At 69.1% G+C, this 22,328-nt stretch carries 18 protein-coding genes; 14 read left to right on the forward strand and 4 right to left on the reverse strand.

The genetic code is table 11. The features are described from left to right. Window positions 1-57: 57 nt before the first annotated feature. The 12 genes from CJ179_RS17370 (at window position 58) to CJ179_RS17425 (ending at window position 14,618) form a co-directional block, all read left to right on the forward strand. Window positions 58-1,071, forward strand: coding sequence for a LacI family DNA-binding transcriptional regulator (locus CJ179_RS17370; RefSeq protein WP_072946328.1), 1,014 nt, complete (start codon window positions 58-60; stop codon window positions 1,069-1,071). A 275-nt stretch (window positions 1,072-1,346) separates the two neighbouring features. Continuing rightward, window positions 1,347-2,909, forward strand: coding sequence for a CoA-transferase (locus CJ179_RS17375; protein ID WP_095862360.1), 1,563 nt, complete (start codon window positions 1,347-1,349; stop codon window positions 2,907-2,909). 12 nt (window positions 2,910-2,921) lie between these two features. Next, a complete protein-coding gene (locus tag CJ179_RS17380; RefSeq protein ID WP_072946326.1) occupies window positions 2,922-4,109 on the forward strand; it encodes an acyl-CoA dehydrogenase family protein in 1,188 nt (395 codons plus the stop codon). A gap of 65 nt (window positions 4,110-4,174) precedes the next feature. After that, complete coding sequence (locus tag CJ179_RS17385; protein WP_072946415.1) at window positions 4,175-5,215, forward strand: sugar ABC transporter substrate-binding protein; 1,041 nt, start codon at window positions 4,175-4,177, stop codon at window positions 5,213-5,215. A 44-nt stretch (window positions 5,216-5,259) separates the two neighbouring features. Continuing rightward, on the forward strand, window positions 5,260-6,291 hold the full coding sequence (locus CJ179_RS17390; RefSeq protein ID WP_083395952.1) for an ABC transporter permease: 1,032 nt from the start codon (window positions 5,260-5,262) through the stop codon (window positions 6,289-6,291). Continuing rightward, the gene (locus CJ179_RS17395) at window positions 6,288-7,805 is read left to right on the forward strand and encodes a sugar ABC transporter ATP-binding protein (protein ID WP_072946325.1); all 1,518 of its coding nucleotides are present in this window, start codon (window positions 6,288-6,290) and stop codon (window positions 7,803-7,805) included. The genes CJ179_RS17390 and CJ179_RS17395 overlap by 4 nt, the downstream gene beginning before the upstream one ends. 5 nt (window positions 7,806-7,810) lie before the next feature. Continuing rightward, window positions 7,811-8,827, forward strand: coding sequence for an ABC transporter permease (locus CJ179_RS17400; RefSeq protein WP_072946414.1), 1,017 nt, complete (start codon window positions 7,811-7,813; stop codon window positions 8,825-8,827). A gap of 34 nt (window positions 8,828-8,861) precedes the next feature. Next, window positions 8,862-9,980 carry a Zn-dependent alcohol dehydrogenase gene (locus tag CJ179_RS17405; protein ID WP_095862361.1) on the forward strand — a complete coding sequence of 373 codons (1,119 nt, stop codon included), beginning with the start codon at window positions 8,862-8,864 and terminating at the stop codon, window positions 9,978-9,980. Between the two features lie 16 nt (window positions 9,981-9,996). Beyond that, window positions 9,997-11,508, forward strand: a complete 1,512-nt coding sequence (locus CJ179_RS17410) for an aldehyde dehydrogenase family protein (protein ID WP_072946323.1) — start codon at window positions 9,997-9,999, stop codon at window positions 11,506-11,508. After that, window positions 11,505-13,109 (forward strand): GMC family oxidoreductase, encoded by a 1,605-nt coding sequence (locus CJ179_RS17415; RefSeq protein ID WP_072946322.1) that lies wholly within the window; start codon window positions 11,505-11,507, stop codon window positions 13,107-13,109. Before CJ179_RS17410 ends, CJ179_RS17415 begins: the two co-directional genes overlap by 4 nt. A gap of 4 nt (window positions 13,110-13,113) precedes the next feature. Further along, window positions 13,114-13,605, forward strand: coding sequence for a hypothetical protein (locus tag CJ179_RS17420; RefSeq protein WP_072946321.1), 492 nt, complete (start codon window positions 13,114-13,116; stop codon window positions 13,603-13,605). Continuing rightward, window positions 13,602-14,618 (forward strand): aldo/keto reductase, encoded by a 1,017-nt coding sequence (locus CJ179_RS17425; protein WP_072946320.1) that lies wholly within the window; start codon window positions 13,602-13,604, stop codon window positions 14,616-14,618. Before CJ179_RS17420 ends, CJ179_RS17425 begins: the two co-directional genes overlap by 4 nt. Before the next feature lie 7 nt (window positions 14,619-14,625). On the opposite strand, the gene CJ179_RS17430 is transcribed toward CJ179_RS17425, so the two are convergent. After that, window positions 14,626-18,123, reverse strand: a complete 3,498-nt coding sequence (locus CJ179_RS17430; RefSeq protein WP_095862362.1) for a serine/threonine-protein kinase — start codon at window positions 18,121-18,123, stop codon at window positions 14,626-14,628. A 69-nt stretch (window positions 18,124-18,192) separates the two neighbouring features. Between CJ179_RS17430 and CJ179_RS17435 the strand changes: the two genes are divergently transcribed. Beyond that, on the forward strand, window positions 18,193-18,864 hold the full coding sequence (locus CJ179_RS17435; RefSeq protein WP_072946318.1) for a cyclase family protein: 672 nt from the start codon (window positions 18,193-18,195) through the stop codon (window positions 18,862-18,864). Window positions 18,865-18,869: 5 nt separating this feature from the next. Here CJ179_RS17435 and CJ179_RS17440 read toward each other — a convergent pair whose 3' ends face one another. Genes CJ179_RS17440 through CJ179_RS17450 form a run of 3 tightly spaced genes read right to left on the reverse strand, consistent with a single transcriptional unit; the run spans window position 18,870 to window position 20,895 of the window. After that, window positions 18,870-19,160, reverse strand: a complete 291-nt coding sequence (locus CJ179_RS17440; protein WP_072946317.1) for a MoaD/ThiS family protein — start codon at window positions 19,158-19,160, stop codon at window positions 18,870-18,872. Next, window positions 19,157-20,254, reverse strand: a complete 1,098-nt coding sequence (locus CJ179_RS17445) for a glycosyl hydrolase (RefSeq protein ID WP_095862363.1) — start codon at window positions 20,252-20,254, stop codon at window positions 19,157-19,159. Before CJ179_RS17445 ends, CJ179_RS17440 begins: the two co-directional genes overlap by 4 nt. Window positions 20,255-20,307: 53 nt before the next feature. After that, window positions 20,308-20,895 carry a sigma-70 family RNA polymerase sigma factor gene (locus CJ179_RS17450; RefSeq protein WP_072946315.1) on the reverse strand — a complete coding sequence of 196 codons (588 nt, stop codon included), beginning with the start codon at window positions 20,893-20,895 and terminating at the stop codon, window positions 20,308-20,310. 169 nt (window positions 20,896-21,064) lie between these two features. On the opposite strand from CJ179_RS17450, the gene CJ179_RS17455 reads away from it, so the two are divergent. Continuing rightward, window positions 21,065-22,252 carry an AAA family ATPase gene (locus CJ179_RS17455; protein WP_072946314.1) on the forward strand — a complete coding sequence of 396 codons (1,188 nt, stop codon included), beginning with the start codon at window positions 21,065-21,067 and terminating at the stop codon, window positions 22,250-22,252. The last annotated feature ends 76 nt before the right edge of the window (window positions 22,253-22,328 follow it).

Genomic DNA, 22,328 nt, shown 5'->3' on the forward strand with positions numbered 1-22,328 from the left:
TTTCCACCCTTCACTGGGTGGACGGAGGCAATGGCGACGAGAGATGCAGAGGCAACGATGGCGGATCAGACCCGAGTGCCCGCGAGCCGTCGCGTCACGATCAACACCGTAGCGAAGGCCGCCGGCGTCTCGATCGCCACCGTCTCCCGCGTCATGAGCGGCAGCTCGTCGGTGACCCCGGACCTCGCGGCCCGGGTGCACAAGGTCGCCGACGAGCTGTCCTACCGGCCCAGCAGCGCCGCCCGCGGACTCGTCCTCGGGTCGCTGAGAAACATGGGCGTGATCCTGCCCGACCTGGCCAACGCGTACTTCTTCGACGTCGTCAAACAGATGCACCACGGCGCCACCGCCGACGGATACCGCATGCTCGTCGCCGACTACTCCGGTGACGCGGCCGACGAACTCGCCACCGCGCTCGACCTGCTCGGCCAGGTCGACGGTCTCGTGCTGCTCTCGTCGAGGATTCCGACGAGCGGGCTGAAGGAACTCGCCAGGCAGTCGACGCCCGTCCTGCTCGTCAACCGGGTGGAGCTGGGGGTCGATCTCCCCATGGTCGCGGTCGACAACTTCACCCCGATGATGGAGCTGTGCGGGCACCTCGCGAAGCTCGGCCACCGCCGGATCGTCTACGTCAAGGGTTCGGACCTGGCCTGGCAGAACCGCGAGCGGTGGCGGGCCATCGAAATGGCGAAGGTGCTCGGGATCGAGGCGACGGCGGTGCCGTCGGACGGGACCATCGAGGGTGGCTACGACGTGGTGGAGGAAGCGCTCACGCACGAGCCGACCGCCCTCGTGTGCTTCAACGACCTGACGGCGCTCGGCGTCATCTCGAAACTGCGGGAGCGGGGACTCCGTGTCCCCGAGGACATTTCGGTCACCGGTTTCGATGACATCGACATGGCACGCCACCTGGCGCCGCGCCTGACCACGGTCGTGAGCCCCAAGATCGATCTGGGCGACCAGGCGTGGTCGCTGATGCGCGCCGCCCTGAACAACGAGACCACCACGTCTCCGCCGCTGATCTCCGCGGACGTCGTCATTCGCGAGTCGACGGGCCCCGTCCCGAGCTGACCCCGGCGTTTTCGCTCGGACGATAGAGGCGGGGTCGGCGACAGAGCCGTCGATCATCCAGGTCACCCCGGCGCACAGTGCTGCGCCGGTGCGGTGAAGCAGGCCGACGCGGCAGTCGTCGGCGAATCGTGTTCTTCCGATAGCCGGATCAGTCTCGGAAAAATTCTGTAACCGCTTTCTTGATGTTGTTCAGCTCACAATATAGTGTGTCAATAACCGAGGTACATGGCGTTCATGGACCGATTGGCCGAATGTAAGCATTTACAGGAGCGGATATGACACATCCCGGACCGGGTGCCGCGGCGAGGCGCTGGACACCGACCACCGCGACACGAGCCGTGAGCGGCATCGCACCAGGATCGACGATCGCCCTCACCGGTTCGGGCGGCGGAATCCTCGAACCGGACACTGTGCTGAAGGCGCTGGAGGAGTGCTTTCTCGCGACCGGATCGCCCAGGGACCTCACGATCGTGCACGCTCTGGGCATCGGTGACCGGGTGCGCCGCGGAACCAACCACCTCGCGCACAAGGGCATGATCAAGCGGGTCATCGGCGGGCACTGGACGTGGTCGCCGACGATGATCGAACTCGTCCGCAACGACGAGATCGAGGCGTACGCATGGCCCGGCGGCGCGATCAGTCAGCTGCTGCGGGAGATCGGCGCGCGCCGTCCCGGCCTCGTCACCGCCACCGGTCTCGACACGTTCGTCGACCCGCGGCACGGTGGCGGCAAGTTCACGCCGTCCGCCACCGAGGACCTCGTCGAACTCCTCGCGCTGGACGGTCGTGAGTATCTGCGCTACAAGCCGTTTCCCGTCGACGTGGCCATCGTCCGCGGCGATTCCATCGACCCGTCCGGCAACGTCACGTGCTCGGGGGAGGCCGCGCAGCTCGACGCGCTGGCCGTCGCTCAGGCGGCGAAGGCCTGCGGTGGCCGGGTCATCGTCCAGGTGAAGAATCTGCTGGACCGGCCGATCGATCCACGGCTCGTGCACATCCCGGCGGTCCTGGTCGACGACGTGGTCCACGCGCCGGCCCAATGGCAGACGTACGCAGGCGAATTCGACCCGGAACTGTCCGGCGACGCGGCGAACGCCGGCTTCGACGCGACGGACCACGACCCGATCCGCATGCTGATCGCCCGGCGGGCCGCCGCCGAGGTTCGGGACGGCGACGTCCTGAACGTCGGCTTCGGGGTGTCCGCGCTGGTCGTGGACGCGCTCGCCGAACAGGACCGCCTGGACGACGTCACCCTCGCCATCGAGCAGGGGCTGATCGACGGCATCCCCGTCTCCGGCGACCTGTTCGGGGCCGCACGAGGACCGAAGGTCGTGCACTCGTCGACCACCCAGTTCGACCTGTTCTCGGGCGGATTGCTCGACGTCAGCTGCCTGGGCATGGCCGAGGTCGACGTCACCGGCGCCGTCAACGTCAGCAAGATCGGCGGCGGCATCGTCGGACCGGGCGGGTTCATCGACATCTCCCAGAACTCGCCGCGCGCCGTGTTCTGCGGAACCTTCACCGCGCGCGGACTGGACATCGAGATCGTCGGGGGAGAACTGGTGATCCGGCGGGAAGGGTCGGTGCCGAAGTTCGTCGACCGCGTCGACCAGGTCACCTACTCCGGCGCTCTCGCCGTCCGTGAGGGACGCGAGGCGGTGTACGTCACCGAACGCGCCGTCTTCGTGCTCACCCGGGACGGCCTCGAACTCACCGAGGTCGCTCCCGGAATCGACATCGATCGGGACATTCTTCCGCACATGGGATTCCGTCCGATCATCAAGAACCCACGCCTGATGGACGCGGGGCTGTTCGCCCCCGTCGCCGTACACATCTGAGGAGAGAACCACATGCCAACCGGAAACAGTGTCATTCCGTCGTCCGTGCTCGGAACCGACGAACGCAAGCTCGTCGCGGAGTTCGTCGACGAACGGATCCGGCCGGTCGCCGGCGAACTGGACGAGACCGAACGATTCCCCGAAGAGATCTACGCCGAGATGGGCAAGATCGGGCTCTTCGGCATCACCGTGCCCGAGAAGTTCGGCGGATTCGGCGGCACCGCCCTCGACTACCTGTTCGTCATGGAGTCGCTGTCCTACGGTTATGCGTCGGTGGCCGACCAGTGCGGGCTCGTCGAGATCCTCGGCAGCCTGCTCGGCAACTACGGCACCCCCGAGCAGCAGGAGCAGTACCTGCGCCCGATGCTCTCCGCCGAGAAGCGCTGCGCCTACGCGCTCACCGAGCCGGGTTCCGGTTCCGACCTCGGGTCGATCACCACGCGGGCGGTGCGCAGCGGCGACGGCTGGGTGCTCAGCGGCGAGAAGATCTACATCCACAACGCCCCGGTCGCGGACTTCGCGGTCGTGCTCGCCGTCACCGACCCCGAACTGGGGAAGCGCGGTGGCATCTCGGTGTTCCTGGTGGATGTCGACCAGCCCGGCGTCAGCCGCGCCTACCACGAACACAAGATGGGGCAGCGGGCGTCCCAGGTCGGCGGTCTGGTGTTCGACTCCGTCCGGCTGTCGTCCGACGCGCTCCTCGGTGAGGAGGGCAAGGCGTTCGGTTACATGATGAAGGTGCTGGCCAAGGGCCGTCTCGGGATCTCGGGACTGAGCCTCGGCATCAGCCGCGCGGCACTGGACGCCGCCACCCGGCAGTCCCTCGACCGCAGCCAGTTCGGCAAGCCGATCTCCGCCAACCAGGGCATCTCGTTCTCCCTCGCCACCGTGGCCACCGAACTGCGGGCCGGCACCGCGCTGTCGGTCGAGGCGGCGCGGGCCCTCGACACCGGCGCGGCGGACGCCGAGACACTCTGCTCGATGGCCAAGCTGTACGCGTCCGAGGGATGCGTGCGCCACGCCGACGCCGCCGTGCAGGTGTTCGGCGGCAACGGCTTCATCCGCGGGTACGAGGTGGAGCGCCTCTACCGCGACGCCCGCATCACGAAGATCTACGAAGGCACCAGCGAAATGCAGCGGCTCATCATCAGCCGGGCCGTGCTGAAGGGTGCCGCGGGCACCGGCTCGGACGAACGATGACACCGGCGAACCGATCGGTCAGGGCGGCGGCCCGGGCCGTCGGCGTTGCCGCGGCCATCTCCGTCATGGCGAGTTCCGCCGTCGCCTGCTCGACGGGATCGGAACGGACCGAGCGGGACGGCGCCACCGTCGACCGCGGCGACATGGTGATGGTCTCCGAGGTCCGGTCGCTGACCAACCCGTACGAGGCCGCGTGGGTCCAGGGCAGCCGCGCGTACGCCGAATCGCTGGGGATCGAACTGAAGGTGATCGTCTACGGCGGCGATTCGCAGAACGCGCTGTCGCAGTTGCAGTCTGTGCTCGCCGCGGGAAAGACCGTCCTGCTCAACATCAATCCGAACACGAGCGCCGACACCCCGGCGATCGTGCGTGCCGTGCAGAACAGCGGCGGGTGCGCGGTCACCCAGTGGAGCAAGCCCTCGGACCTGCACCCCTGGGACGTCGGCAACGGGTGGGCGTCCTACGTCGCCTACGACGGGGTCCAGCAGGGCGCCGACACCGGGAAGGCGCTCGTCGATTCGCTCGGCGGCACCGGCGGCGTGATCGCGCTGCAGGGGTTGCTCGCCAACGAGATCAGCCAGACCAGGTTCCAGGGCTTCCAGCAGGCCATGGACGGACAGTCCGGCGTCACCCTGCTCGACGACCAGCCCGCCGACTTCGACCGCAACAAGGCGTACACCACCACGCAGACCCTGCTCAACAAATACGGCGACCAGGTGAACGGCATTTGGGCCGCAACCGATTCCATGGCCCTGGGTGCGCTGCAGGCGGTGCGTGAAGCGGGCCGGGCGGGCGAGATCAAGATCGCCAGCGCCGCGGACGCCACCCCGGAAGGGCTGGGCGCCATCGCCGACGGCGAACTGCTCTCCACCTACACGACCGACCCCTATTTCAACGGAGCGATGGGCCTCGCCATCTGCTACCAGGCCATGACCGGGGAGATCGACGTCGCGTCGCTGCCCCGCGAGAACCGCGAATTCTACGTCGAGCAGTCGCTGATCACCGCGAGCAACGTCGACCGATTCCGCACCGTGCCGAGTGACGAGGAGATCGTGCGGTCCGTGCAGGATCCCTTCTCCCGCATCACCGGCCCGGTGGCCCGGTAACCCCTCACCATTCACGAACCACACAATCTTCCGAAGGAGTGACGATGTCGACGACCGAAATGACGGGGGAGGTGACGACTCCCGCCGAAACTCGCCCGCCCGCGCGCACCACCAGACCCCGCGTGCGACGGTTACTGTCCACCGCAGGCCCGCTCACCGCCCTGCTCGGACTGTGCGCCGTGTTCGCCGCACTGGCTCCCGGGTTCGCGACGGCGAGCAACGCGATGGCGATCGTGGAGCAGGCCGCCATTCCCGTGGTCCTCGCGATGGGCGCCACGCTGGTGGTCCTGGTGGGCGGCGTGGACCTGTCGATCGAGGGCGTGATGGCGGCCAGCGGGCTGACGTTCGTCCTGCTCGCCGCGAACAGCGTCAACGGCAACGACCTCGGACTCCTCGCGGTCCTGATCGCGCTGGGCGTCGGTCTGCTCTTCGGGGTGGCCAACGGGGTGCTGCACGTCGTCGCGCGGGTGCCGTCCTTCCTCGTCACCCTGGGAACCTGGTTCGTCGGGCTCGGTGTCGCCACCGTGCTCTTCGGCACCGCCACCCCCCAACTCGCCGACCCGTCGCTCGCCGCCTGGGCGGGTGGCCACTGGCTCGGACTTCCCGTCGTCGTGGTGTTCGCGCTCGCCGCCGTGGCCGTGACAGTGGTGCTGTGCAAGGGAACCCGGCTGGGCATGCACACCTACGCGATCGGCGGCGACGAGTCGACAAGCCGCCTGGCGGGCGTCCCGGTCGGGCGCACCAAGGTCATCCTGTTCGCGGTGGCCGGACTGCTGTCCGCGCTCGGGGGAGTGCTGGCCACCATCCGGCTGGGTGTCGGCGACGTGAGCGTCGGATCGGGAAGCCTGTTCCTCACCCTGTCCGCGGTGGTCGTCGGCGGCACCCTGCTGTCCGGTGGTCGCGGTGGGCCCCTGCACTCCCTGGTGGGTGTGCTGCTCCTCGTGGTCCTCGGCAACGGGCTTCTCCTCTCGGGCGCCAGCCCGTACATCCAGCAGGGCGCGCAGGGACTCATCATCGTGGTCGCGGTGATCGCGACCGGGTGGCCCGCCCGCAGTCGATTGAGGGTCGTGAAATGACATCTCTCCTGGAACTCCGCAACGTCACGAAGAAGTTCGGGCCCAACACCGTCCTCGACGACGTGAGCCTGTCCATCGCTCCGAACGAGGTGGTGGGACTGATCGGCGAGAACGGCGCCGGCAAGTCGACACTGCTCAAGATCCTCGCGGGAGTGCACCGCCAGGACGGCGGCCGGATGGTGCTCGGGGGGCGCGAGGTGAGCTTTTCGAGCCCGGCCGACGCCGCCGGCCACGGGATCGGGGTCGTGCATCAGGAGCAGTCGCTGCTGCCGAACCTCACCGTCGGCCAGAACCTGATCCTCGGGCACGAGGGCGACACCGCCCGTGCCGGATTCCTCCGCCGGCGCCGGATCCGCGCCCGCGCCCAGGACATGTTGTCCGTGGTGGAGTCGACGGTCGACCCCGGTGCGCTCACCGAAACGCTCGGTTTCGCGCAGCGACAGATGGTGGAGGTGGCGCGCGCCGTCGCGTCCAGGCAGTCCGAACACCCGCCGCTCCTCATCCTCGACGAGCCGACATCGGTGCTCGAACCCGAGGATGTCGAGGTGCTCCACCGCCGGGTCACCGCTCTCAAGGAGCGTGGTTCCGTCATCTTCGTCTCGCACCGTCTCGACGAGGTCCTCCGCTTCTCCGACCGCGTGTACGTGCTGCGCGACGGCAAGGTCGTCGGCGAGCGGATCGCCGCGGCGGCAACCGAATCCGAGCTGTACCAGCTGATGATCGGCAAGGGTGCGGCCGAGGAGATCTACTCGTCGGAGCGCAAGCGCGCCGTCTCCCGGACCGGCACGCCTACGCTCTCGGTCCGCGACCTCACGTGTGGCGGCAAGGCGACGGGCGTCTCGCTCGACGTCCACGCCGGCGAGATCGTGTCGGTGGTGGGGGTGGTCGACTCCGGCCGCGAGGAGGTGGCCCGCGCCGTGTTCGGCGCCGTCCCCATTGATTCCGGAACCGTCGAGATCGACGGGCAGCGTTCGGCGCCCCGATCACCGGCGGACGCCGTGCTGTCCGGTGTCGCGTACGTTCCCGCCGAGCGTCGCGTCGAGGGCATGATCGCCGGGGCGACCGTCGCGCAGAACATCGCGACGGTGCATCCGGTGAAGGCGGGCGGCGGCCGCATCTCCTCCGGCGCCCGAGTGCAGGAGACGGCGCGCACCTGGATCGACACACTCGGCATCCGGCCCGCCGACCCCGACGCCGACATCGCGCGACTGTCGGGCGGCAACCAGCAGAAGGCCGTGGTCGCCAAGTGGATCCTGGGCGACGGCCTGAAGGTGCTGGTGCTCGACCACCCCACCCGCGGGCTCGACATCGGCGCGAAGGAAGACCTGTACGCACTGTTCCGCGATCTGTCCGAGCGGGGAGTGGCGATTCTGGTGCTCGCCGACACCCTGGACGAGGCGATCGGCCTCGGCCACCGCGTGATCGTGATGCGCGACGGTGAGATCACCGCCGAGTTCGACTCGCCGCCCGGAAACCCACCCAGCAAACTCCAACTCCTCGAGAAGATGATGTGATCGCCGTGGCAACAGAAACTTTCACCGAGAGGACTTCCGCCGAGACGCGCGCACCCGGGGGTGCGGCGGCCGCGGTGTCCCGGACGACGCGGGACCGGCTGCGCCTGGCGGGACCGTCGGTCGTGCTGGTCGCGCTCGTCCTCCTCGTCGCGCTCGCCGAACCGAACTTCCTGTCCGTGAACGCCCTCGCCGTGGTCTCGGCGCAGGCGGTCCCGATCCTGCTGCTGGGGCTGGGCCAGATGTTCGTCATCCTCACCGGCGGCATCGACCTGTCGGTAGCGGCGCTCGCGTCGCTCGCCACGGTGATCCTGGCGACGGCGATCGGGTCGCTCGGCCCGCTCGCGGTCGTCGTCACCCTCGTGGCGCTCACCCTGATCGGTGCGCTGACCGGTCTGCTGATCGTGTTCGGGCAGGTCCCGTCGTTCGTCGTCTCGCTCGGTGCGCTGGGATTCTGGGGTGCGGTCGCGCTCGTCGCCTCGGGATCGACCACCATCTACATCAGCGAAGGCTACGACGCGATCTTCTGGCTCAGTTCGTGGACGGTGCTCGGACTGCCGATGGCGGTGTGGGCGGGCGTGGCCGCGGTCGCCGCGGTGTTCTGCGCGATGCGGTTCTCGCCGCGGGGCAACGTCTTCCACCTCGTCGGGCTGGGGGAGATCGCGGCGATGATGAGCGGCGTCCGGACCCGGGTCGTCCGGGTCGGAGCCTTCGCCCTGTCCGGCTTCTTCGCGGGAGCCGCGGGTATCGTGTTGTCGGCCCAGCAGCAGAGCGCCGCACCGCAACTCGCGGATTCGCTGCTGCTTCCCGCGATCGCGGCCGTGCTGGTCGGCGGTTGCGCCATCACCGGTGGAATCGGTGGCGCGTGGCGGGTGCTCGTCGGCGCCCTGGTGGTCACCGTCCTCCGGGTGGGCGGTTCGGTGGCCGGCATCGATCCCAGCTTTCAGCAGATCGTGTACGGCGTGGTCGTCATCGTCGCGGTCGCCGTGACGCTCGACCGCAGCCGGCTCTCGATCATCAAATAGGACTCTGTGTGAGTGTGAGATTCGAAGGAGAACGATGAGTACGACGGCACGCGGTGCGGTGATTCACGAAGTGGGCGGCAAGTGGGAGGTCGACGATCTCGTCCTCGCCGAGCCCGGTCCCGGAGAGGTGCGGATCAAGGTGATGGCGTCCGGGCTGTGCCACTCCGACGATCACCTCGTCACCGGCGACATCCCCAACACGCTGCCGCTGGTCGGCGGTCACGAGGGTGCCGGGGTGATCGACGCGGTCGGTCCCGGGGTGACCCGGCTCGCCGTCGGTGATCACGTCGCCACCGCCTACCTCCCCGCCTGCGGAACTTGCGCCTGGTGCGCGCAGGGGATGCAATATATCTGCGATACGGGGGCCGGTATGGAGGCTGGTTTCATGCTCGACGGAACGGCGCGGTTCGCCACACAGTCGGGGCGGCCGATCGGCGCCATGCAGCGCCTCGGCACGTTCGCGAATTACCTCGTCACCTCCCAGGCCCAGGCCGTGAAGATCGACGCGGACATCCCGTTCGACGTGGCCTGTCTCGTCTCGTGCGGGGTTGCGACCGGCTGGGGCTCCACCGTGAACGGCGCGGGCGTCCGTCCCCGGGACACGACGCTGGTCGTCGGGGTCGGCGGTGTGGGGATCAACGCGGTGCAGGGTGCCCACCACGCGGGGGCCGCGCACGTCGTCGCCGTCGACCCGGTGGCGTTCAAACGCGAACGTGCCCTCGAACTCGGCGCCACCCACGCGTACGCGTCGATCGACGAGGCCATGCCGTTCGTCCGCTCGGTCACCAACGGCCAGGGCGCCGACAACGCCGTCGTCACCGTCGGCGTGGTGGACGGTCAGCTGATCGCCGACGCGTTCGGCGCCGTCCGCAAGGAGGGCACCGTCGCGGTCGTCTCGATCGGCCAGAACGCACCGGGGATCCCGATCAGCCCGCTCGAACTGGTGGTCTACGCCAAGCACCTGCGCGGGGTCCTGTTCGGCAACTGCAACCCCACCCGGGACATCCCGGCGCTCCTCGACTACTACAAGTCGGGACGATTGAAGCTCGACGAACTGATCACCAGGCGATACGCCCTGGACCAGGTGAACGACGCCTACGCGGACCTGCACGCAGGGCTCAACCTGCGCGGCGTCCTCATCCACGAACACTGACAAGGAACGGCTCCAGATGTCGACAGTCGAAGCAACACACCTCCGCACCTACGGGCACTTCATCGGTGGCCGGGCGGTGCCCCAGTCGGACACCACGTTCGAGCGGATCAGCCCGGCCGACGGCCGCGTACTCGCGACGTACACCGCGGGCACGCGCGCCGACGCGCTCGACGCCGTCGCCGTCGCCCGCACGGCGTTCGACGAGGGTGAATGGCCGCACTGGACCGCGATGGACCGCGGCCGCGCGCTCCTGCGCTGCGCTGGGCTGATGCGCGAACACGAGGAACACCTCGCCCGCATCGACGCCGAGGAGACCGGCAAGCCGATCACCCTCGCCCGCGGTGACGTCGCGGCGAGCATCGAGTTGTTCGAATACGCGGCGGCCCTGGCCATGACGATGCACGGTGAGGCACACACGGCGCTGGGCGACGACTGCACCGCCATGGTGGTCCGCGAGCCGGCCGGTGTGGTCGGCATGATCATTCCCTGGAACTTCCCACTGCTCCTGCTCGCGCAGAAGCTGCCGTTCGCGCTCGGCGCCGGCTGCACCGCGGTGATCAAGCCCGCGGAGTTCACGTCCGGCACCGCACTCGAACTGGCCCGGTTGCTCACCGAGGCCGGCGTCCCCGACGGCGTGGTGAACGTGGTCACCGGTGCCGGTTCGGTGGTCGGCGCACCCCTCGCGGAGAGCCCGTTCGTCGACATCCTGTCGTTCACCGGGAGCACCGAGACGGGCAAGCGCATCGTGGAGGCGTCCGCGGGCAGCGTCAAGAGGCTGTCGATGGAACTGGGCGGCAAGGCCGCCAGCGTCGTGTTCGCCGACGCAGACCTCGACGACGCCCTCGACGGGGTGCTGTTCGGGGTGTTCTTCAACCAGGGCGAATGCTGCGTGTCGGGCGCCCGGCTCCTGATCCAGGATTCGATCGCGGACGCTTTCCTGAGCCGCCTCGTCGAGGCCGCCGGCCGCATCACGGTGGGCGGTCCGCTCGACGAGGCGAGCGAACTGGGTCCGATGATCGACGCGGGCCACCTCGCGAACGTGCTCGGCCACATCGACGCGGCGCGGCGCGACGGTGCAACCGTCCTGACCGGTGGTGGACGGCTCGACGGCGAGAACTGGGGACGAGGGCATTTCGTCGCTCCCACGATCCTCGACGGCGTCGGCGAAGAATCCGCCGCCTTCCAGGAGGAGATCTTCGGCCCCGTCCTCACCGTCACCCGGTTCAGCGACGTCGACCACGCCATCCGGCTCGCGAACGCCACGGAGTACGGACTGGCCGGGTCGATCTGGACCAAGAACATCGACAAGGCACTGCGGGTGGCCCGCGAGATGCGCAGCGGCCGGGTGTGGGTGAACACCACCATCGACGGCGCCCCGCAACTGCCTGCCGGCGGCATGAAGCAGAGCGGGTTCGGCCGCGAGATGGGCCAGGCCGGCTTCGACGAGTTCACCGACGTCAAGACCATTCAGATCCGCACCGGACCACGCACCCGCGTGTTCCCGAACTGGACCGGAGGCAATCGATGAGTGCAGGCACCTACGACTACGTCATCGCGGGCGGTGGCACGGCGGGCTGTGTGCTCGCCGGGCGGCTGACCGAGGATCCGACGGTTCGGGTTCTCCTGCTCGAGGCCGGCGGCAACGACCGGCATCCGTTCATCCACGTGCCCGCGGGATTCGCGAAACTGACCGCGAGCAAATACGACTGGGGATTCTCGAGTGTCCCCCAGGAGCATTGCAACGGGCGCGTCATCCCGCTCGCTCAGGGCAAGGTCATCGGCGGGGGCGGCTCGATCAACGCCCAGGTGTTCACCCGCGGCGCGCACGAGGACTACGACGAGTGGGCGCTGAAATACGGTTGCGCCGGATGGTCGTTCGACGAGATCCAGAAGTACTTCCTCCGGTCCGAGGACAACGAACGACTGTCGGCGCCGTACCACGGGACCGACGGGCCGCTCGGAGTGTCCGACCCGATCAACCCGCACCCGCTGTCGAAGTCGTTCGTCCAGGCGGGGCAGGAATTCGGCCTGCCGTTCAACGGCGACTTCAACGGCGATCACCAGCACGGTGTCGGCCTCTACCAGACGACCACGAAGAACGCCCGCCGGTGCAGCGCCGCGGTCGGGTACCTCGCACCCGCCAGGAAGCGTCCCAACCTGACGGTGCGGGAGAACGTCGCCGTGTCGCGGGTTCTGCTCGACGGCGGACGCGCCACCGGGATCGAGGTGCTCACCCCGCACGGTGTGGAGACGTTCCGCGCGTCGCGCGAGGTGCTCGTCGCCGCCGGCGCGTTCGGATCGCCGAAGATCCTGCAGCTGTCCGGGATCGGGCACCCGGACGATCTGCGGGACGCGAATGTCGAGGTGGCCCATGCCCTTCCGGGGGTCGGCCGGAACCTGCACGATCACTGCGATCTCGACGTCATCTACGAACTCCGCGAGTACCAGAGTCTCGACCGCCTGAACCTGATCCGTCCGGCCACGGCCAAGGCGGGACTCGAGTACGCCGCCTTCCGGCGGGGCCCGCTGGCGTCGACGGTCGTCGAGGCCGGTGGGTTCAGCTTCGGGCACGCGCAGGAGTCGATCCCGGACCTGCAGTTCCACTTCCTGCCCGCCGCCGGCGTCGAGGCCGGCGTCGCGGCGGTCCGGCCGGGATACGGCTGCACCCTGAACTCGTACGCGCTGCGGCCGGAGAGCCGCGGTTCGGTGAAGATCAGGTCCAACGATCCCACCGCCCAGCCGCTGATCGACCCGAACTTCCTCGCCACCGACTTCGACCTCGAGTCGAGCATCGAGGGGCTGCGGCAGAGCCGGGAGATCATGGCGCAGTCGTCGATGGCCCGGCACATCAAGGCGGAGCACCTGGCAGGCGGCCTGTCGGTGAACACGAAGGACGACTACGTGAAGTTCGTTCGCGCGTACGGCCGTACCTCGTACCACCCGGTCGGTACGTGCGCGATGGGTGTCGGCGACGACGCCGTGGTCTCACCGGAACTGAAGGTGAGGGGCATCGAGGGCCTGCGGGTGGTCGACTCGTCCGTCATGCCGCGGATCGTCAGCTCCAACACGCAGGCTCCCACGGTGATGATCGCCGAGAAGGCCGTCGATCTGATCCGTGGGGAAGGATGACCGGATGACCACTTTTTCCGGACTGACCGCGGACGTCGCCAGTGAGGCCGTCGAACTCGCCCTCCCGTCGATCGAGAACCTCTCCCACGGAAGCCCGGGGCACCTCGTCGTGCTCCGGCCGGGCGTCGCCCCGTCCGCCGATGCGGAGTTGCCCGTCATCTACCGCCGCAGCTGGGGTGAGAGGAAGGACTGGCGCGGGCCGTACGACGCGATCGCCGAGTCGAAGGCGCGGATCAGCTGGACCACCGGACTGCCCTCGCACGCCGTGCAGCAGCTGCACCCGTACCTCTACCAGCAGGGGTGGACCAAATGGGGTGGCAGCGCCGTGGGCGAGGGCGGGCTCGTCGTGGCGTACAGCGGCGACAAGTGGTTCCACGACCAGTTCTACTCGGAGCTCGTCGTTTCGGCGATCAAGGTGGTGTGCCTCCGCGAGATGGACGCCGTGCTGCGCGACCCGGGCACCCTGTTCCTCGGCAACGGAAGTGAGAATCCATGAAGGTGAACGACACTCGGAGATTCGGGCGCGCCGGCTTCGACGTCACCCTCCTCGGCTACGGCGGTGCGCCCATCGGCAACATCTTCCGGCCGATCCCCGAGGTGGACGCCCAGGCGCAGATCGCCGAGGCGTGGAACATGGGTGTGCGGTCGTTCGACACCGCACCCATGTACGGGCACGGACTGTCCGAGCACCGATTGGGCCACGCACTGCTGACGCAGGACCGCGAAGGCTACGTGTTGTCCACGAAGGTCGGGCGCACGCTGACACCCGCGGCGCGTGGGTCGTTCGACACCGGGATCTGGGTGGACACCCCGCCGTTCCGGGCCGACTTCGACTACTCGTACGACGCCGTGCTGCGGCAGGTGGAGGACAGTCTGCAGCGCATGTGCCAGGACCGGTTCGACATCCTCTACGTGCACGACGTCGACCGGTACACGCACGGCGACGCCCAGCCCGCGCGGTTCGCGGAGGCGCTCGCGGGTGCGTTTCCCGCGCTGATCCGGTTGCGGGACGAGGGCGTGGTCCGGGCGATCGGTATCGGGGTCAACGAGGCCGACGTCTGCGTCGACGCCCTCGAACGCGTCGACCTCGACTGCGTCCTCCTCGCGGGCAGATACACACTGCTCGAGCAGGATCCGGTGAAGGGCCTGCTGCCCCTCGCCGCGGAACGCGACGTCGCAATCGTGCTCGGCGGTGTGTTCAACTCGGGTGTCCTGGCCACCGGCGCGGTCGCCGGCGCCAAGTTCAACTACCAGCCGGCGCCGGAAGAGGTGCTCGGCCGGGTACGCGACTTCGAGAAGTTCTGCGCGCGCCACGGGGTTCCGTTGGCGGCCGCGTCGATTCAGTTCGCGGCCGCGCATCCCGCGGTGCGGGAACTCCTGCTGGGCGCCAGGAACTGCGACCAGTTGCGGCAGAACGCGGCCTGGCTCGAACACCCGATCCCGGCCGAATTCTGGCAAGACCTGCGCGCCGCGGGGCTGATCCGGGAGGAGGCGCCCACCCCGACCTGACCGCCGGTCACATCGTGTACGGAGACGTCGAGTTCTGCAGTTCCTCCAGGAAGTCGGAGGGGACCGTCGGCCGGTCCGGGGGCCAGTCGCCGGCCAGTTGATCGGCCCGCAGATCCGCGACCAGTGCGACGACGAAGGGCCCGCCGTCGGGAAGTACCCGGTGGAGTCCGCGCGCCGCGCAGATCGAGGCGATGGACGCGAGTGCCTGCTTCGCCTCGTCTTCGCGGCCCGCCGCGGCGAGGCACGCCACCCGGAGGCGTTCGGCCAGCAGGTGGCCGCGGTTGCGGCCGGTGCCTGCCAGCCGGTCGGTCCACTCCTGCGTCCACTCGCACGCCGTCTCGATGTTCTCGCGGGCCCCGGTGGCGAGCAGCATCCGGACCGCGGTGGCCTCCTCCACCTGCGCGACGATCTCGTCGATGCCCGCGACCGGGCGCCGCCGGTTCTCGTAGCGGACCGGGTCCGGTGCGCCGAGGGTCGGATGCGGGGCGATCCCGAGTCGCCGGCGTTCGTTCTCGACGCGGGCCCGCAGGCGGGCGAGGGAGAAGGTCCCGGCCACCTCGAGTCCGGCGTGGAGGCGTTTCGTCGCTTCCTCCCGGTCGCCGCGCAGCGCCTTGACGTGCGCTCCGGAGACGAAGCGGGCGACCTTGAAGTCCACCCCGCCGGTCTCGATAGCCAGGGTGTATCCGTCGTCGAGGAGACGCTCCGCCTCCTCGACGTCCCCGCGTTCGTAGAGCACCTCACCGAGCAGCGACCCCGCGAGCCGGGCGGACGGTGCGCGCGGCCCGCCCAGTTTCCGGCCTGCGCGGCGGGCGCGCCGGAAACGGTCGACGGCATCGTCGATGTCGAGTTGCTCGTACGATGCGACACCCAGATAGCTCTGGCCGTGAACGACGTTGTGCGGTCCCTTGTTCCGCTCGTAGAAGGGCCGCGCGACCTCCTGGATCCTGCGCACTTCCGCGAAGTCGAAGCGGTACACGGCGGCGAACGTGGTGACGTTGAACGCGGCGCACACCACCCACGGGTGCAGCGACTCCGGCCGGGCGAGGCAGTCGCCGACGAGTTCGTCGATCCGTTCGGTGCGGTCGTTGCGCAGTTCCGCCACGGCACGCACGACGCCCGCCTCCGCCCGCAGATCCGCCGTGTCGCCCGCGCTCGCGTCGCTGTCGGCGAGCGCCCGTTCGGCTCGTTCGAGGGCCCGTTCGGCGGCCGTGGTCCGGTTCGCCATCGCGTTCGCCCACGCCGTCGTGACCTGCAGCCGGGCGCTCGCGGCGACGAGACCCGGCGGCAGCATGTCGACCACCGCGGACAACGTCGCCGACTGCGACTGCTCGAGCAGCAACAACCCGTCGGCCTCGACGAGTTCCACGGCACGTTGCTCTTCGCCGCCGGCGAGGGCGTGCTCGACGGCTTCGCGGAGCAGACTGTGGTCGCAGAACCAGCGGGACGCGGCGCGGTGCAGTTCCCGGATGCGGTCGGGCTGGTCGCGTTCGAGCCTGCGGCGCAGGAACTCGGCGAACAGGGTGTGGTAGCGAAACCACGTTCGCTCGTCGTCGATGTGGCGCAGGAACAGGTCCCGGTCCTCGGCCGCCTCGAGCAACGCCTGCCCACGGGCGGTGCCTGCGAGCGTGCCCGCGAGACTGCCGCACGTGCGTTCGGTGATCGAGGTGGCCAGCAGGAAGTCGAGCATCTCGGGTTCGAGGGTATCGAGGACGTTCTCGGCGAGGAATTCGCCGATCGCGTGGTGGCGCCCGGACAGTCCGGCGATCAGCTCCGACGGATCGGCCCGCCCGCGCAGCGACAGCGACGCCAGTTGCAGCGCCGCCACCCAGCCGTCCGTGGAGTCGCGGAGTTCGGTGACGTCCTCGCTGTCGAGGGGCAGGCCGCCGAGGTCGACGAGGAACGACTGTGCCTCGGAATCGTCGAAACGCAGTTCCGAATAATCGATTTCGACGAGTTCGTCCTTGACCCGCATCCGGCTCATCGGCAACCCGGCCCGGGTCCGGCTCGTCACCACGACCTGAAGGTGGTGGCATCCGTTGTCGAGGAGGAACTCCAGGGCGGCGATCGTCGCGGGTTCCGACACCCGCTGCCAGTCGTCGATGATCAGGGCGATCCGTTCGCCGCTCTCGTGGATCTGGTTGACGAGCGAGGTGAGCACGTACCGTTCGGCCTCGTCGTCGTGCTCCTCGAGGACCTGGCCGAGTTCCTTCGCCAGGTTGGGGCGCACGCGGCGGATCGCCTCGATGAGGTGCGCGACGAACCACACCACGTTGTCGTCGTCGCTGTCGACGGTCAGCCACGCGACCGCGACCCCCTCGTCGGCGAGGACGTTCCGCCACTGGGCGGCGAGGGTGCTCTTGCCGAATCCGGTGGGACCGTGGATCACGGTCAGCAGGCGACGGCGGCCGGCCCGCAGCAGGTCGATCAGCCGGCCGCGCTCCACGAGTTGCCGGGTCGCGGCGGGCGGCCGGAACCGGGTGGCAGGCGCGGGCGGCGGCGTCGACGTATATTTCGCCCTTCCGGTCGTGGAGGTCCGGAACGGACCGGAGACGGTCGAGACCGTGCCGTGCGAGGAGTCCTCGCCGTGATGGACACCGGGGTCGACGGGCATCGCCATCTCGTCCACGGCCAGACCGTGGTGGCGCTCGACCTCCCGCAGTTCGTCTCCGAAGGCGGCGGCGGACGCGGGGCGATCTTCCGGTTTCCCGGCCATCGCCCGCTGGATCACGGCGCTGAGGTCCTCGGGGAATCCCTCGCTGCGCAGGTCCGGGACGGGCTGGGTGGTGATGCGCAGGAACTGCGCGATCACCTCCTCGCCGTTGTGCCGTTCGAACGCGGCGTGCCCGGTGATCGCGCTGAACAGGGTCGCGCCGAGGCTGTACACGTCGGACGCGGCGGTCGGGGTCCGCCCCGACAGCACCTCCGGCGCGGTGAACGCGGGGGACCCGGTGACGGTGCCCGCCGTCGTCTCGAACGCCCCCGACATCCGGGCGATCCCGAAATCGGTGAGTTGGGGTTCGCCGTACTCCGTGAGCAGGATGTTTCCCGGTTTGACGTCCCGGTGGAGAATGCCGACCCGGTGCGCCGTTTCGAGGGCGCCGGCGAGTTTCACCCCAATGCGCACGGCGTCGCTCCAGGGGATGGGACCGCGCCGCCGGATCTGCGCGTCCAGCGAATCGTGGGGGTGGTACTGCATCACGATGTACGGCCTGCCGGTGTCGGTGGTCCCGACCTGCATGATGTTGACGATGTGCGGGTGGCCGCTCAGCCTGCCCATGGCGCGCTGCTCCCGCAGGAAGCGCTCGAGGTTCTCGGCGTCGAGCGCGGAGGTGAGAACCTTCACCGCCACCGTGCGGTCGAGTTCCGGTTGCGCGCACCGATATACCACCCCGAACCCACCGTGCCCGATCTCCTTGGCGTCCTCCAGCCCGACCGCGGACAGCTCGGCCGTGAAGGTCGCAGACACCGACTCACGCTGGGTGGCGAGCGGGTCGAAATCGGTCATGCCACCACCTCTTCGCTCGCCATCGAGCATATCGCGGCAGGGGTGACGCCGAGGCCGGACAATCGAGCGATGCCACACGTGCGGAAAGTCGTGGATCTGTCCCACACCATCGGGCCCGGGATGCAGGTGTATCCCGGCGACCCGGTGCCGACCCTGATCCGGCACTGCACCCTCGAGCGCGACGGCTACAACGTCCTGGACGTCCGGATCGGTTCGCAGTCCGGGACGCACGTCGACGCCCCGGCGCACCTGAAGGCGGGGGCGGCGACCATCGACCTGCTGGCGCCGGAGTTGTTCGTCGGCCGCGGCGTCGTGTTCGACGTGCGCGGGGTCGGTGCGCGGCAGCGGATCACCCCGGACCTGATCGGGTCCCGGACGGACGACGTGCGGCCGGGCGACATCGCCGTGTTCCATACCGGGTGGTCTCGCCTTTACGGCACGGATGCCTATTACACGCATCCGTTCCTGGACCCCGCGCTGTGCGCACTGCTGCTCGACCGGGGAGTGCGGACGTTCTGCCTCGACGCCCCGAGCGTCGACGAGACACCGGACGACGAGCACACCGATGCCGGATATCCGGTTCACCATCTGATCGCCGACGCAGGCGGCGTGATCGGCGAGAACCTGTGCCGGCTCGACCGGATCGACTTCCCCGACCCGCTCGTCAGCCTCCTACCGATCTCCCTCGAGGCCGGCGACGGAGCCCCCACCCGGGCCGTGGCGATGCACCTGGCCGACTAACGTGCTCAACCACCGGCGACGGACTGCAGAATCTGCAGTTCCTGCCCGGGGGTCACCGCGGTGCCGACGCCGCCGAGGAGCCGGACGTCCTCGCCGTCCACGTAGACGTTGACGTACCGCCGCAGGGCGCCGGTCTCGTCCCGAATCCGGCGGCCGAGAATCGGGAACTCTCCCGCCAGGACGTCGAGCACCTGGGAGACCGTCGAAGCGGAGTCGAGGGGCACGTGCACGGAGCGCTCCCCGCCGACGATCGACGCCAGCGCCCGCGGAACCCGAACGGTGACACCCTCGCTCATGATTCGATCACCGCGGCCCGCACGCACAGCACGTCGGGCAGGTGCGCCGCCACCGTGCGGAAGGTTGCGCCCTCGTCGGCGCTCCCGTAGACCTCGCCGCCGCGCGTGCCGAAATACACGCCGACCGGGTCGGCGGTGTCCACGGCGGCGGCGTCGCGGAGCACCACGTTGTAGTCGCGGTCCGGCAGCCCGCTGTCGAGGCGCGTCCAGCTGTTCCCGGCGTCGTCGCTCCGGTAGACGGCCGGCCGGCCGTCGGGCGGGATGCGTTCACCGTCCGCCTTGATCGGAACCACCCACACCGTTCCCTCGCGGCGGGGATGGGTGAGCATCACGAACCCGAAGTCCGTCGGCAGTCCGTCCGCGATCGACTTCCACGTGTCGCCGCTGTCGTCGGAGCGGTAGACCCCGTGATGGTTCTGGGCGTACAACCGGTCGGGGACGACGCCGTCGCGGGCGATCTTGTGGACGCACTGGCCGAACTCCGGGTTCGGGTCCGGGAGGAAGTAGGCGGTGATCCCGGTGTTGCGCGGCTCCCAGGACACACCCCCGTCCGTGGTGCGGTACACGCCTCCGGTGCTCATCGCGACGTGCACGGTGTTCTCGTCCTGCGGATGCGGGACGACGGAATGCGCTGCGGCGCCGCCGTATCCGGCCCCCCACTCGGGCCGGTGCGGATGGTCCCACAGTCCGCGTTCGAGGTCGAAATGCTCGCCGCCGTCGACCGACCGCCACACCGAGATGGGCTCACACCCCGCCCACACGACACCGGGACGGTCGTCCGTGTCGGGCCGGATCTGCCACACCCGCTCGAGTGCGGCGCCGTCGCCGTCGCCGAAGTGGATGGCGCCGTGGTCCGGTTCGGTCCAGGTGGCGCCCAGATCGTCGGAATGTGCGACGGTCGGACCCCAGTGTTCGGACCGGACCCCGACCAGGATGCGGGTGCGTCCACTCCGTGTGTCGATCCCGATGCTCGGAATCTCGTTCATCAGGAAATGCGGGCCTGACAGCGACCAGGTGTCGCGGTCGCGGCTGGTGGCGAGCCACAGGCCCTTCTTCGTTCCGATCGCGAGCAGGACGGTGTCGGCTGCGCTCATGAATCCATCGGACCACTCGGTCCGCCGGATGGCAACGACCGGGCGGGAACCTCTCAGCGCGAGGGTCCGTGCCCGATCCGCGCCCGCAGGTGGCTCAGTGCCCGGTGCTGCGCGACGCGGACGGCGCCCGGTGTGGTGTCCAGGACTCGCGCGGTCTGTTCGGCCGACATTCCCACGATGACGCGCATGAAGAGGATCTGCTGGTGCCGGACCGGGAGGGTCTCGACGAGCAGTCCCATCTCGCCGCGCAGTTCGTCGCGCAGGACGTGATGCTCGGGGCCGTCCTCGACGTCCACCACGTGATGCGCCGCGGCGGCGCGCGCGGTCGGCGGTACGGACATCCGGGTGGCGCGTCGCCGCGCGTCGGACACCTTGTGTGCGGCGATGCCGAAGATGAACGACAGCAACGACTTTCCCTGGTTCTGATACGTCCGCAGGGCGCTCATCAACGCGAGGCACACGTCCTGGGTGACGTCGTCGGCGGTCGTGTGCGGGTGATCCACCGATTCGAGCCGGGTGGTGCAGTAGCGGTGCACGAGCGGGTGCGCAATGCGGAGAACCTCTTCGACGGCGTCTTCGTCGCCCGTCGCTGCGTACGGCGCGAGTCGTTCCAACTCGGCTCTGGCGTCCAATTCGATCATGGTGTTCTCCCTGTTCCTGCGGCTGCATCCAGCCTCGGCGGAACGCGCGATCGTCGATAGGCACCGCAGGGTGCGGAAGTCACCACCCCCGCTACGACTTCATAGCGGGATCTAGGACACGCGCTAGATGAGCGCAGATTCGGCAACAGAGGTTGTTACCTTCGTGGCCATGGACCCTGTCCGTAACCCCTATGCACCCGGCGCGGGGCAACGCCCGCCGGAGCTCGCGGGACGAACCCGGCAGCTCGACGCGTTCGACGTGGTGCTCGAGCGGATCGCGCGCGGCCGCCCGGAGCGCAGTGTGATGCTGACGGGTCTGCGCGGGGTCGGGAAGACGGTCCTGCTGAACCACCTGCGGTCGGCGGCCATCTCTCGGCGGTGGGGAACCGGGAAGATCGAGGCGCGCCCGGATCAGGATTTGCGGCGGCCGCTGTCTTCGGCGTTGCACATGGCGATTCGGGAGATCGCGGGCTCGCACCGCGACCCCGACCGGGTGGAGGAGTTCCTCGGAATCCTGAAGTCGTTCGCCCTGCGTGCGACAGCCGACAAGGGCATGCGGGAGCGGTGGCAACCGGGGATCGACGCGCCCGCGGTGAAGGGTCGCGCCGATTCCGGGGACATCGAGATCGACCTGGTGGAATTGCTGCTGGACGCGTCGTCCCTGGCCCGCGACGTCGGGGTCGGGATCGCACTGTTCATCGACGAGATGCAGGACCTCGGCGCCGCGGACGTCTCCGCGGTGTGCGGGGCCTGCCACGAACTCAGCCAGGACGCGGCCCCGCTGATCGTGGTCGGCGCCGGACTGCCGCACCTGCCCGCGGTGCTGTCGGCGTCCAAGAGCTATTCGGAGCGGTTGTTCAGCTACCACCGCATCGACCGGCTGGACCGGGTGTCCGCGGACCGGGCGCTGATCGCGCCCGCCGAGCGCGAGGACGTGAAGTTCACCGACGAGGCGCTCGACGCGTTGTACGCGGCGGCCGACGGCTACCCCTACTTCGTCCAGGCGTACGGCAAGGCGACGTGGGACGTGGCCGCGGCGACGCCGATCACGGAGGAGGACGTGCGGGTGGCCGAGCCGACCGCGGAGGAAGAACTGGCGGTCGGGTTCTTCGGTTCGCGGTACGAGCGCGCGACGCCGGCCGAGCGGGAGTACATGCGTGCGATGGCCGATCTCTCCGGGGACGACGGCCCGGTCGCGACGGCGGCGATCGCGTCCGAACTGGGCCGCAAACCCGCGTCGCTGTCACCGGCGCGGGACGGGCTGATCAAGAAGGGCCTGATCTATTCGGCCGAGCGCGGGTCGATCGGATTCACCGTGCCGCACTTCGGCAGATATCTGCGTGCGCAGAACGACTAGCAGAATCTAGCTCTCTCTACGGATTTCAGTAGAGAATCGAAGATTGTCCTGTCGAGTCCCGGACGTGTGGTTCGGG

The organism is Rhodococcus sp. ACS1 (assembly GCF_002300155.1).
Classification (GTDB): Bacteria; Actinomycetota; Actinomycetes; order Mycobacteriales; family Mycobacteriaceae; genus Rhodococcus_F; species Rhodococcus_F koreensis.

What these genes read in the sequence shown, in the direction of transcription:
- CJ179_RS17370 (WP_072946328.1), top strand. Translation starts at nt 58, where the DNA reads ATGGCGGATCAGACCCGAGTGCCCGCGAGCCGTCGCGTCACGATCAAC.
- CJ179_RS17420 (WP_072946321.1), top strand. Translation starts at nt 13,114, where the DNA reads ATGACCACTTTTTCCGGACTGACCGCGGACGTCGCCAGTGAGGCCGTC.
- CJ179_RS17425 (WP_072946320.1), top strand. Translation starts at nt 13,602, where the DNA reads ATGAAGGTGAACGACACTCGGAGATTCGGGCGCGCCGGCTTCGACGTC.
- CJ179_RS17430 (WP_095862362.1), bottom strand. Translation starts at nt 18,123, where the DNA reads ATGACCGATTTCGACCCGCTCGCCACCCAGCGTGAGTCGGTGTCTGCG.
- CJ179_RS17395 (WP_072946325.1), top strand. Translation starts at nt 6,288, where the DNA reads ATGACATCTCTCCTGGAACTCCGCAACGTCACGAAGAAGTTCGGGCCC.
- CJ179_RS17455 (WP_072946314.1), top strand. Translation starts at nt 21,065, where the DNA reads ATGGACCCTGTCCGTAACCCCTATGCACCCGGCGCGGGGCAACGCCCG.
- CJ179_RS17450 (WP_072946315.1), bottom strand. Translation starts at nt 20,895, where the DNA reads ATGATCGAATTGGACGCCAGAGCCGAGTTGGAACGACTCGCGCCGTAC.
- CJ179_RS17410 (WP_072946323.1), top strand. Translation starts at nt 9,997, where the DNA reads ATGTCGACAGTCGAAGCAACACACCTCCGCACCTACGGGCACTTCATC.
- CJ179_RS17390 (WP_083395952.1), top strand. Translation starts at nt 5,260, where the DNA reads ATGTCGACGACCGAAATGACGGGGGAGGTGACGACTCCCGCCGAAACT.
- CJ179_RS17380 (WP_072946326.1), top strand. Translation starts at nt 2,922, where the DNA reads ATGCCAACCGGAAACAGTGTCATTCCGTCGTCCGTGCTCGGAACCGAC.
- CJ179_RS17375 (WP_095862360.1), top strand. Translation starts at nt 1,347, where the DNA reads ATGACACATCCCGGACCGGGTGCCGCGGCGAGGCGCTGGACACCGACC.
- CJ179_RS17415 (WP_072946322.1), top strand. Translation starts at nt 11,505, where the DNA reads ATGAGTGCAGGCACCTACGACTACGTCATCGCGGGCGGTGGCACGGCG.
- CJ179_RS17435 (WP_072946318.1), top strand. Translation starts at nt 18,193, where the DNA reads ATGCCACACGTGCGGAAAGTCGTGGATCTGTCCCACACCATCGGGCCC.
- CJ179_RS17385 (WP_072946415.1), top strand. Translation starts at nt 4,175, where the DNA reads ATGGCGAGTTCCGCCGTCGCCTGCTCGACGGGATCGGAACGGACCGAG.
- CJ179_RS17445 (WP_095862363.1), bottom strand. Translation starts at nt 20,254, where the DNA reads ATGAGCGCAGCCGACACCGTCCTGCTCGCGATCGGAACGAAGAAGGGC.
- CJ179_RS17440 (WP_072946317.1), bottom strand. Translation starts at nt 19,160, where the DNA reads ATGAGCGAGGGTGTCACCGTTCGGGTTCCGCGGGCGCTGGCGTCGATC.
- CJ179_RS17405 (WP_095862361.1), top strand. Translation starts at nt 8,862, where the DNA reads ATGAGTACGACGGCACGCGGTGCGGTGATTCACGAAGTGGGCGGCAAG.